Source organism: Streptomyces sp. NPDC056738 (assembly GCF_042790435.1).
In the GTDB taxonomy this organism is placed as follows: domain Bacteria; phylum Actinomycetota; class Actinomycetes; order Streptomycetales; family Streptomycetaceae; genus Streptomyces.
The window spans coordinates 258,354-270,850 of record NZ_JBHTZF010000009.1; the positions used below are offsets into that span (position 1 = coordinate 258,354).

9 protein-coding genes are annotated in these 12,497 nt (G+C 71.2%); 5 read left to right on the forward strand and 4 right to left on the reverse strand.

Translation table 11 applies throughout. The features are described from left to right. Positions 1–146: 146 nt before the first annotated feature. Positions 147–1,169 (forward strand): phosphotransferase family protein, encoded by a 1,023-nt coding sequence (locus tag ACFRIC_RS24625; RefSeq protein ID WP_382789307.1) that lies wholly within the window; start codon positions 147–149, stop codon positions 1,167–1,169. A gap of 6 nt (positions 1,170–1,175) precedes the next feature. Continuing rightward, positions 1,176–2,390 (forward strand): acyl-CoA dehydrogenase family protein, encoded by a 1,215-nt coding sequence (locus ACFRIC_RS24630; protein WP_382789310.1) that lies wholly within the window; start codon positions 1,176–1,178, stop codon positions 2,388–2,390. A gap of 276 nt (positions 2,391–2,666) precedes the next feature. On the opposite strand, the gene ACFRIC_RS24635 is transcribed toward ACFRIC_RS24630, so the two are convergent. From ACFRIC_RS24635 to ACFRIC_RS24645, 3 genes are all read right to left on the reverse strand, one after another. Beyond that, positions 2,667–3,260, reverse strand: coding sequence for a TetR/AcrR family transcriptional regulator (locus tag ACFRIC_RS24635; RefSeq protein WP_328454182.1), 594 nt, complete (start codon positions 3,258–3,260; stop codon positions 2,667–2,669). 62 nt (positions 3,261–3,322) lie between these two features. Beyond that, the gene (locus ACFRIC_RS24640) at positions 3,323–4,984 is read right to left on the reverse strand and encodes a class I adenylate-forming enzyme family protein (protein WP_382789314.1); all 1,662 of its coding nucleotides are present in this window, start codon (positions 4,982–4,984) and stop codon (positions 3,323–3,325) included. Then, positions 4,981–5,745 (reverse strand): SDR family oxidoreductase, encoded by a 765-nt coding sequence (locus ACFRIC_RS24645; RefSeq protein WP_382789316.1) that lies wholly within the window; start codon positions 5,743–5,745, stop codon positions 4,981–4,983. The genes ACFRIC_RS24640 and ACFRIC_RS24645 overlap by 4 nt, the downstream gene beginning before the upstream one ends. Positions 5,746–5,962: 217 nt before the next feature. On the opposite strand from ACFRIC_RS24645, the gene ACFRIC_RS24650 reads away from it, so the two are divergent. Together ACFRIC_RS24650 and ACFRIC_RS24655 are read left to right on the forward strand one after the other, a co-directional pair. Next, the gene (locus ACFRIC_RS24650; protein WP_382789319.1) at positions 5,963–7,210 is read left to right on the forward strand and encodes an exo-beta-N-acetylmuramidase NamZ domain-containing protein; all 1,248 of its coding nucleotides are present in this window, start codon (positions 5,963–5,965) and stop codon (positions 7,208–7,210) included. A gap of 122 nt (positions 7,211–7,332) precedes the next feature. Further along, positions 7,333–8,655 (forward strand): serine-threonine protein kinase, encoded by a 1,323-nt coding sequence (locus ACFRIC_RS24655; protein WP_382789322.1) that lies wholly within the window; start codon positions 7,333–7,335, stop codon positions 8,653–8,655. 78 nt (positions 8,656–8,733) lie between these two features. On the opposite strand, the gene ACFRIC_RS24660 is transcribed toward ACFRIC_RS24655, so the two are convergent. Continuing rightward, positions 8,734–11,526, reverse strand: a complete 2,793-nt coding sequence (locus tag ACFRIC_RS24660) for a penicillin acylase family protein (RefSeq protein ID WP_382789324.1) — start codon at positions 11,524–11,526, stop codon at positions 8,734–8,736. A 298-nt stretch (positions 11,527–11,824) separates the two neighbouring features. Between ACFRIC_RS24660 and ACFRIC_RS24665 the strand changes: the two genes are divergently transcribed. Then, a complete protein-coding gene (locus tag ACFRIC_RS24665; RefSeq protein ID WP_382789327.1) occupies positions 11,825–12,427 on the forward strand; it encodes a hypothetical protein in 603 nt (200 codons plus the stop codon). The last annotated feature ends 70 nt before the right edge of the window (positions 12,428–12,497 follow it).

Sequence of the window (12,497 nt, forward strand, 5' to 3'; positions counted from 1 at the left end):
CGGGCCGCCCCGGCACCGCGGCCCGCTCCCCCGCGCGGGTGTTCCGGGGGCGAGACGCCGATCACGTTTGGTGCTGCCGCTGGACGACATACCGACTGGTCGGCATCATGGTCATGTCCTGTCACCCGCGTGCTGAGGAGCAACAGATGAGCCCGGACCACCCGCCAGGTCTCGATCTCGACCGGCTGCGAGCCCTGCTCGACCGTGAGCGGCCCGGACTGGTGAACGGCCCGCTGACCGGCCGGCTGATCGAGGGCGGACGGTCGAACCTCACCTACGCGGTCTCCGACGGCACCTCCCGCTGGGTCGTACGGCGGCCCCCGCTCGGCCACGTGCTGGCCACGGCGCACGACATGAAGCGCGAGCACCGGGTGATCAGCGCGCTGCACCCGACGGCCGTGCCGGTCCCGGACCCCGTGCTGCTGTGCGAGGACGACTCGGTGCTCGGCGCCCCGTTCTACGTCATGGAGTTCGTCGAGGGCACCCCCTTCCGCACCGCCGACCAGCTCGCCCCGCTCGGCCCGCAGCGCACGCGCGACGCCGTCCTCGCCCTCGTGGACACCCTGGTCGAGCTGCACGCGGTGGACCCCGCCGCGGTCGGCCTCGCCGACTTCGGCCGTCCCGAGGGCTTCCTCGACCGGCAACTGCGGCGCTGGGGCAAGCAGTTGGACGCCTCCCGCAACCGCGAACTCGCCGGAATCGACGAGTTGCACGCCGCGCTGGGCCGCGAACTGCCCACCTCCCCCGCGCCCACCGTCGTGCACGGCGACTACCGCCTGGACAACGTGCTGATCGGGCCCGACGACCGGATCAGGGCGATCCTGGACTGGGAGATGTCCACCCTCGGCGATCCGCTCACCGACCTCGGGCTGCTCGTCATGTACAGCACCCGCCTGGAGCTGCCCGACTCCCCCATCAGCACGACCGCTTCGGCCGCCGGACATCCCGAGGCGGCCGAGATCGTCGAGCGGTACGCCGCGCGCTCGGGGCGCGACGTCTCCGCGGTCTCCTGGTACACGGCCTTCGCCTGGTTCAAGCTCGCCGTGATCCTGGAGGGCATCCACTACCGCTACACCAAGGGCCAGACGGTCGGCGCGGGCTTCGACCGCATCGGCGAGCTGGTCCCCGTCTTCATCGAGCACGGCCTGACCACCCTTCAGGAAGGCTGATCCGCCATGGACTTCGCATTCGACGCGCGCACCGAAGAGCTGCGCGGGAAGCTGCTCGCCTTCATGGACGAGTACGTCTATCCGGCGGAGGCGGTCGCGGAGGAGCAGCGCGCGCTGCTGGCCTCGCCGTGGGACACGCCCGCCGTGGTCGGCGAGTTGAAGGCCGAGGCCCGCAGGCAGGGTCTGTGGAACCTCTTCCTGCCGGACTCCGAGTACGGTGCCGGGCTGACCAACCTCCAGTACGCGCCGCTGGCCGAGATCACCGGCCGCAGCCCGCACCTGGCGCCCACGGCGCTGAACTGCGCGGCCCCGGACACCGGGAACATGGAGGTGCTCGCCCAGTTCGGTGACGAGGCGCAGCGCAAGCAGTGGCTGGAGCCGCTGCTCGCCGGGGAGATCCGCTCCGCGTTCGCGATGACCGAGCCGGAGGTCGCCTCCTCCGACGCGACGAACATCACCACGCTGATCGAGCGGGACGGCGACGAGTACGTCATCACCGGGCGCAAGTGGTACATCTCCGGGGCGATGAACCCCGACTGCAAGATCTTCATCGTGATGGGCAAGACGGATCCGGACGGCGCCGACATCCGCCGCCAGCAGTCGATGATCCTGGTCCCGCGCGACACCCCGGGGCTCGTCGTCCGGCGGGCCATGCAGGTGTACGGCTACGAGGACCACTCGCACGGCGGGCACGCGGAGGTCGTCTTCGACCACGTCCGGGTTCCGGCGAGCAATCTGATCGGCGAGGAGGGCGGCGGGTTCGCCATCGCGCAGGCGCGGCTGGGCCCGGGCCGGATCCACCACTGCATGCGGCTGATCGGCATGGCCGAGCGGGCCATCGAGCTGATGTGCCGCCGGGCGGTGTCGCGTACGGCGTTCGGCAAGCCGCTGGCGCAGCAGGGGGTCGTGCAGAACTGGATCGCCGACGCGCGGGTGGCCGTCGAGCAGCTTCGTCTGCTGGTCCTGAAGACCGCGTGGATGATGGACACGGTCGGCAACAAGGGTGCGCACACCGAGATCCAGGCCATCAAGATCGCCACTCCGCGGGCGGTCGTGGACATCCTCGACAAGGCGGTCCAGCTTCACGGGGCGGGTGGGGTCAGCCAGGACTTCCCGCTGGCCGAGCTGTGGGCCGCGGCCCGGACGCTGAAGCTGGCGGACGGTCCCGACGAGGTCCACCAGCGCTCGCTGGCCCACCGGGAGATCAAGAAGCACGTCTGACGCCGCGGGGGCGGGGGTGGACGTTCTTCGCCCCCTCCGCCCCTGCCCGTCCCTTACCTGGGGGCTGCCGCCCCCAGACCCCCGCTTCGGCCTGAACGGCCTCGTCCTCAAGCGCCGGACGGGCTGGAACTCCCCGGCGGGGAAAAGTTCAGCCCCTCCGGCGCTCGAGGAGCGGGGGTCCGGGGGCAGCGCCCCCGGGGACGATGGGGGTCCCCCTTGGTCGAGCGAAGCCGAGACCTTGGGGGAGGGTAGGGGCGGAGGGGGCGAGAGACGTTCTTACGGGCGCAGAGCTCGTAGCAGCAGGTCGGCCAGGTGGTCGGCTACCTCCTGGGGGGCCAGGGGGCCGTCGGGGCGGTACCACGTGGACAGGTGGTGGACCGAGCCGAAGTGGTAGTCGACGACCAGGTCGGCCGGCGTGGCCGTGGAGAAGACGCCCTTCTTCTGGCCCTCCTCGACCAGCGCGCGGAACCGCTCGTGATAGCGCCGCCGCTCGGACCGCACCTGCTTGAGCTTCTCGGGCCCGAGATGGTGCATGGACCGGAAGAAGATCGACGCGTCGTCGAGGTTGTCGATGGTGGTCACGACGACGTCGGCCGCAGCCCGGCGCAGCCGTTCCTCGACCGGCGCGTCGGCGTCCGCGAAGGCGTCCAACCGCTCCTGCTGGAGCCGCAGCACGCGCGCGTAGACCTCGTGCAGGAGGTCGTCCTTGGAGCCGAAGTAGTGGTACAGCGCCCCCTTGGTGACGCCGGCCGCCTCGACGATCTCCTGCACCGAGGTGCGGTCGTAGCCCTGCTCGGCGAAGAGCCGGGTGGCGGCGGCGAGCAGCCGCTGCGGGACGGGCGTGCCGTCACCGTCCGTCGTCCTGGGCACTGCCGCCACCTGCCTTCCGTGCGTTCACATCGATGTCCGTCGTCTGCGGGGAGTCCTGGAGACTACTGGGAGTCCTGGGACCGGGAACGCAGTTCCCGACGAAGGATCTTCCCACTCGCCGTCTTCGGCAGTTCGGGCAGGATCTCCACCCGCCGGGGATATTTGTAGGCGGCCAGTCTCTCCTTGCAGTACGCGGCCAGCGCTTCGGGGTCCTCGGCGGTCCCCGGGCGCAGGCTGATGTACGCCATGACGGTCTCCCCGCGGTAGCCGTCGGGGATCCCGACGACGGCCGCCTCGCGGACCGCCGGGTGGGTGTGCAGGACGTCCTCGACCTCGCGCGGCCAGACCTTGAAGCCGGACGCGTTGATCATGTCCTTCTTCCGGTCGACGACATAGAGCCAGCCGTTCTCGTCCATGAAGCCGATGTCGCCGGTGTGCAGTTCGCCGTCCGGGAAGGTCTCGGCGGTGGCTTCGGGGCGGCGCCAGTAGCCGGGCACCACCTGCGGGCCGCGGACGAGGATCTCGCCCTGCTCTCCGAAGGGGACCTCCTGGCCGAGGTCGTCGACGATGCGTACGACCGACTCGGGGCCGGGGACGCCCACGGCCAGGGTGCCGGAGGCCGGGTCCACCGGTGCCTCCAGTCCGGGCGGCACGGAGGCGCAGGGCGCGGTGCACTCGGTGAGCCCGTAGCCGTTGCGGATGTACGGGCCGAAGCCGGCCCGGAAGCGTTCGACGAGGGCGGGCGGCAGCGGGGCCCCGCCGGAGGAGATGTTCACGAAGGAGGAGAAGTGGTCCGGCGTGACGTCCGGGTGCGCGGCCAGCGCCATGAACGCGGTCGAGGGGCCGACGGTGTAGAGCGGCCGGTGTTCGGCGAAGGCGTCGAGGACGACTCCGGACTCGAAGCGGTAGGCGAGGACCAGGGTGCCCGCGCTGTCGAGGCAGGCGGCGAGCTGGCAGACCATCCCGGTGATGTGGAAGAGCGGCGCCATCGCGAAGTACACGGGCGCCTCGGGCAGCGCGAGGCCGGTCCGCTGGCGCTCGGCGTTGTACATGATGTTGCCGTGGGTGTTGGTGGCCCCCTTGGGGGTGCCGCTGGTGCCCGAGGTGTAGCTGATGAGCGCGATGTCGGACGGGCCGAGGGAGCGGTCGCCGGGAGCCTTGTGGCCCTGGCGGGCGACGGCGAGGAGGTCGTCGGCCGTGTCGTCGAGCGGCAGGCGTTCGAAGGCCAGCACGCGCGGGTCGTTCCGGGTCTGGAGATCGAGTTCGCAGGCCGTCAGGACGACGCGCACGGGCGAGTCGGCGGCGGTCTCGCGCAGGTACGCGTCGAAGGCGCGGTCGGAGCAGACGAGGGCGGCCACCTCGGCGTCGTGCAGGACGTGCCGGACCTCGCCCGACTTGTACATGGGATTGACGGGCACGACCGTCGCGCCGGCCTTCCAGGCGCCGAGCAGGGCGAGGACGAAGTGCGGCGAGTTCTGGAGCATGATCGCCACGCGGTCGCCCCGTCCGACGCCCCGGGCGGCGAGGTGTCCGGCCACGGAGTCGCTCAGCTCGTCGAGCTCGCGGTAGCTCAGCCGACCGTCGAAGTAGGCGAGCGCGGTGCGGTCCGGGGTCTGCCCGACCACGTCCGCGAGGGCGTGCACGAGGGTGTCGGCGGGGTTCACCGGGCCGCGCTGGGCCTCGCTGAGCAGGGCCACCCAGGGTTTGTCGGCGTAGCGGGTCACTCGGCGGTCTCCCACTTCTGCTGGAGGTGGTTCATGTTCGTCATCCAGCGGTCGGGGTCGGCGGCGCGCGCCTGGTAGTAGCCGGCGACCTCGGGGTGCGGCAGGACCAGGAAGCGGTCCTCCTCGATGCCCTTCATGAGCGCGTCGGCGACGGCCCCGGGCTCGATGGCGGTGGGCTGGAGCACCAGGTCGCCTGCGCTGCCGGTGGCCTCCAGCATGTCGGTGCGCACGCCCTGGGGGCAGATCGCGTGCACCTTCACGCCGCGGTGGCGGTACGTCAGGGACAGCCACTCGGCGAACGCGTAGGCGCCGTGCTTGGTGACGCTGTACGGGGCGGCGCCGATCATCGTGAGCAGTCCGGCGGCCGAGACGGTGGAGACGAACCGGCCGCCGCCGCGCTCCAGCCAGTCCGGGAGCAGCGCCTGGGCGGCGCGTACGTGGGCCATGACGTTGACGTCCCAGGCCAGGGCCCACACGCTCTCGTCGGCCGCCTCGGAGCCGCCCGAGCCGACTCCGGCGTTCGCGCAGTAGACGTCGACGGTGCCGTCGAGGGCGTCGCGGGCCTCGGCCACGATGCGGGAGGCGTCGCCCACGACCGCTATGCCGCCGATCTCGTCGGCCACGGCCTTCACCTTGGCGGCGTCGAGGTCGTTGACCACGACCCGCGCTCCCTCGGCGGCGAAGCGGCGGGCCAGCGCGGCCCCGATCCCGCCCCCCGCTCCGGTGACGACGACTCCCGCACCCTGCATGGCTTCCACCACGGGTCTCCTTCGACGCGACGTGACACGGCTCTGCTGCGACGCCAGACTAACCAGTCGGTATGTAACAAGGGAAGGGCTCCAGGCGGCCGCGCGGACGGTCCGGACACAACCCCCGCCACGAGTCCACACAGGTCGGCCGTATCCCGGACCCTGCGAACCTCCCCCCGGAGCCCTTAGCGTGCCTGTGCCAGCCTTCCGCGATCACGGAGGTCCCATCATGCGCATGTCCCGACGGTCCCTGCTCGCGGCCGGCACCGCCGCGGCCGCCCTGACCCCCCTGCCCGCCGGAGCGGCGGAGCGGGGAGCGAGTCCCGGCGCCCGGCTGCGCACCGGATTCGAGCGTCTGGCCGGTGACGGGTACGCCCTGCTCGACGGCCGCCGTGTGGGGATCGTCACCAACCCCACGGGCGTCACCCGCGACGTCCGGCACATCGTCGACGTGATGCACGCCGACGCGCGTGTGGACCTGACGGCGGTCTTCGGCCCCGAGCACGGTTTCCGGGGCACCGCGCAGGCGGGCGGGTCCGAGGGGCGTTACGACGATCCGGCGACCGGACTGCCCGTCTACGACACGTACCTGAAGAGCGGCCAGGCGCTCGCGGACGTCTTCACCGCGTCGGGCGTGGACACCGTCGTCTTCGACATCCAGGACGCGGGGGCGCGCTTCTACACGTACATCTGGACGCTGTACGACTGCATGGAGGCGGCGCAGCTCGCCGGGAAACGGTTCGTGGTCCTCGACCGGCCGAACCCGGTCACCGGGCGCTCGGCCCAAGGGCCGGTCCTGCACAAGGAGTTCGCGACGTTCGTCGGGCGGCAGCCGATCGCGCAGGCGCACGGGATGACGGTGGCGGAGCTGGCCCGGCTCTTCAACGGGGAGTTCCTGGCGGCGCCGGTGGAACTGGACACCGTGCTCATGTCCGGCTGGCGCCGCGACCGGTTCTACGACGCCTCGGGGCTGCCCTGGGTGCCGCCGAGCCCGAACATGCCGACGGCGGACACCGCGCTGGTGTACTCCGGGACCTGCCTCTTCGAGGGGACGAACCTGTCGGAGGGCCGGGGCACGACGCGTCCGTTCGAACTGCTCGGCGCGGAGGGCATCGACGGGCGCTGGGCGGCGGCGGCCGGTGAACTGGCCCTGCCCGGCGTGCACTTCAGAGAGGCCTACTTCGCTCCCACGTTCTCCAAGTTCCAGGGAAAGACCATCGGGGGCGTGCAGATCCATGTGCACGACCGGGCGGCGTACGAGCCGGTCCGCACCGGGATCGCCCTTCTGGTGACCGCGAAGAAGGTCTGGAGCGGCTTCGCCTGGCGCTCCGACAACTGGATCGACAAGCTGACGGGCTCGACGCAGGTGCGCACGATGATCGACGCGGGCGCCGGAACCGACGAGGTCGTGGCCGCCTGGCAGGACGAGCTGGAGGCCTTCCGCACGGTCCGGAAGCACTACCTCAGATACAAGTAGGCCGGGTCCGCTTCCACGAACGAGTGAATGCGTGACGGATAGGTCGTCATGTATGGCCAACTTTCCCCGCCGGGTGGACGATGCGCCCATATCGCACCGCCCGCGGGGTCAGGGGGCCTGACATGACGGAACCGGCAGTGAGTGTTTCTCCCTACTGGGAGCTGACGTTCGACGCGGACGGTGACGTGGACGGCCGAGAACGGGACCGGTGGCTCGAGGAGGTGCCACGGCGAAAGGTCCGCGACCTGATCGTCTTCACGCACGGCTGGAACAGCGACCGTTCGGCCGCCACCCGCCTCTTCGGCCAGTTCTTCGCCCCGGTCCCCGAGCTCGCGCCGGCCGCGCGCCTGGGCTACGTGGGGGTGGTCTGGCCCTCGATGCGGTTCTCGGACGAACCGATCCCCGACTTCCCGCGGTCGGTGGCCGCCGCCCTCGTCCCGGACAGCGCCTCACCGCTCGACAAGGACACCCGGCACGCCCTCCTGGAGGTGTTCCCCGGCCGGGCCACCGTGGTCGAGCAGATAGCCAGGCTGCTCGACCAGCAGCCGGACGACGAGGCCTCGTTGGAGGAGTTCGGCCGTCTCGTACGGCTGCTCGTCGAGGTCCGGCCGCAGGGACCGCAGACCTCCTTCGCCGCGGACACCCTGGCCGAGGGCGTCCCGGAGAGCGACCCCGAGATGCTCTTCGGGGACACCGCGGCGGTGTGCGGCGAGTTCGCGCGGGCGCTCGCCGGGACCGACGCCCCCGGCGCCGGGGCGTTCGCGCTGCCCCGGCTCTGGGACGGGGCACTCGAACTGCTGCGCCAGGCGACGTACTACGCGATGAAGAGACGCGCGGGCACGGTCGGCGAACGCGGGCTCGGGCCGGCGGTCGGCCGGCTCGCGGCGGTGGCGCCCGACGTGCGCGTGCACCTGGTCGGGCACAGCTTCGGCGGCCGGCTGGTCTCCTTCGCGCTGCGCGGGCTGCCTCCCGGAGTGCGCGCGGTGAAGTCGGTGACACTGCTCCAAGGCGCCTTCTCGCACTACGCGTTCGCCGCGCGGCTGCCCCACGATCCGCGCGCGAGCGGTGTGCTGGACGGCCAGTACCACCGGATCGACGGCCCGCTGGTGTGCTGCTACTCCCACTTCGACTCGGCGCTCGGCACGGTCTACCCGCTGGCCTCGCGGATGGCGGGGGACGACCGGTCCGTGGTGGCGGACTTCGGGATCGGCCGCGCGCTCGGCGCGCAGTGGGGTGCGATGGGCCACGACGGGGTGCAGGCGGTGCCGGGGACGAAGTCGTTCACGCTCGCCGAGGCGTTGCGCACCCGGCTTCCGGTCTCGGGGTGCGTGAACGTCGACGCCGCCTCGGTGGTGTGCCGCGGCGGCGCCCCGGCCGGCGCGCACAGCGACATCTGCCACCGTGAGCTGGCCCAGGTGGTGCTGGCGGCGGGCCGCGTCCGCTGACCCGCCGCCGCTTCGGCGCCGAACCGCCCTAGAGCGTGCCCCGAAGGGTGCTGCGCCGGTGCCGCTGTGCGCTCGTGCTCATCGGTGCGAGGTGTACTCGACGACCTGCTGGAAGGTCGGCCGGTTCTGCCAGGTGATCTTGCCGTGCTTGATGCCGCCGAGCGTCCGCTGGACGATCGAGTCGGCACACCACTGGTCACCCGCCGAGCACTGGTCGTCCCCGGGGTAGACGGTCGCCGCGGTCTTGCCGGCCGCCTCCTTCAGCGAGCTGATCAACAGGTCCCGGCAGGCGGTGAGGCTGCCTCCGCCGCAGTACGTCTGCGACAGACCGCCCTGCACGGGCTCCCCGAGCACCGCCCGGATGTCCTTGTCGACATAGCTCCACCAGCCGTACTGGAAGGAGCTTCCGGCGTGCGAGCCGGTCGGTCCGTGTCCGGCGGACGGCGCCTCGTCGACGGGGAGGTTGTTGCCGAACGCGGTGTACAGGTCGCTGCCGAGCCCCGGCTGGAACTCCGCCTTCACCAGCAGCGGCCACCAGGCGTCCAGGATGCGGATCGCGTCGGCGTCGGCGTAGGTGTGCGAACCCGACGAGGTCTCCTTGCGCTTGGCGCCCGCCGTCACCCACGCGGACAGCTTGCTGACGGCCGCGGCGGCCGTGGAGTCCGTGACCGGCGAGCTGTTGACGACCTTGAGCAGTCCGGGCAGCACGTCCTCGGCGCGCAGATCGGCGAGTGCCGCGTCGGCCATCGCCTTCACCAGCGCGGACCTGGTCACCCCGCCCGCCGCGACGAGCTTGGACACCCGGTCCTCCAGCAGGTCCCCGCGGTGCACGGAGCCGTCGCCCCAGGAGGCCGTGGTGTAGTCCTTGGCCTGCTTGTTGTTCCAGGAGATGTAGTAGTCCTGGTCCACCGAGTTGGGGTGCGCGGACGCGGGCGTGTAGGAGGCGGTGTTGGTGGCCGGGTCCCAGTTCCGCCACTCGTACGCGGACTGCGCCCACACCGGGAACTCCGCGTCGACGCCGCTCGCCCGCACCGGGTTGTCCCCGCTGTTGTAGTAGGCGGTGTGCGCCGAGTCCGCGTAGAACCAGTTGAAGGTGTAGTTGATGTTCTGCACGGCGCTCTGGAAGGTCGCCGGACTCTTCACGTAGTCGGGGTCGTTGAGCATCTGGAAGCCGATGATCGAGTCGGCCTCGTGCAGGAAGGAGGTGCGCAGGGTGGTGTACGCGACCTTCTTGCCGCCCACCGTCGCGCGGTACTCCACGGGCCCGTACTTGGTGCGGTAGACCTGCATCCGGTACGAACCGGCGGCGGTGCCGTCGGCGGTGGTCGGCTTCCAGGAGTTGGTCCGCTCGACCTTGTCCATCGCCGTGCAGGTGCCGTGGTAGAGGTAGTGGTAGTCGTCCTGGCACAGTTCGACGGCGTACGTGTCGATGATGTCCTGGCCGGAGGTCGTCGCGCTCCAGGAGTAGTCCTGGCCGCGGCCGAGTTCGACGTACATGCTCAGACCCGCGAAGGAGGCGCCGCGGGCGCTGATCCCGGGTCCCTGGATCTCCTGGAGCATGAGGAGCTGTGGCGCGAAGTAGCCGGTCTGCGGCCCGAAGACGGCGATCGGGTGGCCGCTGGCGGTGTGTCTGCCGCTGACCACGAGGGCGTTGGACATGCCCCGCTTGGCCGAGGTGAGCGAGGTCGTGGCCGCGGTCGCCGAGGCGCCGGTGGCGCTCGCGGTGGCCGCGCTGCCGGTGCGGTCGTAGACGAGCGGTTCCTGGGTCACCGAGCCGGCGTCGGGCAGGGCCTGGCCCTGCGCGCTGTCGGGCTTGGAGGCGTACGGGAAGCTCTCGCCGCCGTGCACGGTGAGCGCGGCTTCCGGGTCGTTGCGCTCGCGGAAGGACTCCCAGACCTTGGTGCCCTCGGTGACGCCGTACTTGGACTGGGCGGCGAGCAGGGAGATGGCGTTGTTGACCTCGCCGCCGCCCCCCGAGCCGAAGAGCGAGCCGATGACGGACGCCAGCGCGACCAGGTCGGTCAGCTTGAAGTGGTCGATCGTGCCCGCGTTGGTGATGGAGTCCTTGTGGCCGGTCAGGACGTACTCGCCGGGGAAGTAGCGGCCGCTGTCGGAGGCGTCGATGTAGGCGTTGATGCCGTCGATGTAGGCGTTGGCGTCCGCGAGGGCCTGGGCGCCGCGGGCTCCGGCCTTGGCGGTGGCGCTGTCGATCTGGGCCTGCAGATCGGCCTCGGTGTAGGGCGCGCTGCGCCAGAACTCCTGCTCCAGGCCCTGGTTGGAGGGCGCGCCGCCGGCGAAGCTGGTGAGCTGGCCGCGTCCGACGTGCCGGAAGACGTCCATGAGCCACAGCCGGTCCTGGCCGGCGGCCCACCCGGCGCCGTACTCGGTGCCGTAGCGGGTGGTGCCGGTGATGTGCGGGACGCCCGTCTTCTTGTCGCGGACGATCGTCACGTCCGTGCGGCCGCCGGGCTTGGTGGTCGACTCGACCTGGCCGGAGGCGACGCCGAAGGAGGCGTCGTTGAAGAAGTCGTTGATCTTGGTGTCGGTGAGCGTGGAGTACCCGGAGGGCAGGTTGCCGTAGAGGCCGAGCTGGTCCTCGGCGTGGCCGGGCTGGGTGCCGAAGACCTGGTTGAGCAGGATCTGGGCGAGGGTGGCGTTGCCGTTCTCACCGGGCGGCAGGATGTCCGAACACTGGCCGCCGCAGTAGTCGTTCGCGGCGGCCGCGGCCGAGGTGTCCGCGGCGGCCGCGGGGGAAAGCGGCGACAAAAGACCGGCAATGAGCACGCATAGGGATGCCGCCTTGAGGAACTTGGGGAATCGGCGGGGAGTTCTCAGTCTGTCCAAGGTGGTGCGTGGGGTGCTCGGTGGCATGTCAGCTCCTACCGACGGGGGGTGGGCCGGACGTTACCGCCGGTATCCCCGAGTTTGAAGATGAACATGCGTCAGTTTTTTGGATTCACAGTGAACGAGGTCCCGCCGGAGATCCGGTGGGCGGCCGGCCGACGGTGACGGGAGGCGGGCTCAGGACACTCGGCGGGTGGCTCTCGGGGGTCGTCGAAAAATTGGATGGAGCCGAATCGCTTGTCGATACGTCTACTCGACGACGTCCGTACGGGACGGCGCCGAAGTGACCGGAGTACAGGTGCAGGTGTGACGGAGGTGCAGGACGATGGCCGGTTTCCGGAGTCTGGCGAGACAGGCGCGAGATCCGAGGTGTGATCTGGCACTGCGGCGGTACTCACTGCGCAAGTGCCTGGAGAGGTTCGCCCCTTACGGGCATCGGGCGACCTGGGACCATCTGTGCTCCCGGGCGGGGTTCGGCCCCGAGGACCGCTCCCCCGATCCGGCGCGGCTCGTGGCCGCACTGGACGAACTGGAGGAGGCCCGCTCCGTCTGGCTCGCCTACGAGGTCGAGTTCGCCAAGCGCCGCAAGAAGGAGAAGCACGACGGGCTGCGCAGGCCGGGCAGTGTCGACGACTGGCACCGGCTGACCTGGGGCGGCTTCGGCGTCGCCTGGTGCGACAACCCCCGTGTCCACCCCCATGAACCGCTGGCCGAGGTGCTGCGACGGCTGATCGCGGCCCTGGAGCGCGAACCGGGCACCGTCTGCCCCGTGTGCGCCGGCGAGCGCCTGGTCTGGATGTACGAACTGGCCCACGAACCGTCGTCGGGCCCCGTCTGCACGAGCTGCGGAATCGTGGTGCCGCGGCCCGTCCTGACCCCGGAGGCGCTGGCCGGCGCCAGGCGCGGCCGGCTGCTCGTGTCCGCGTGAGCACCCCGCCCGGCCGAGCGGTCCGCCCGCGCGGCCGGGTGTACGTCGCGAGGGCGGCGTGGCGACGGTA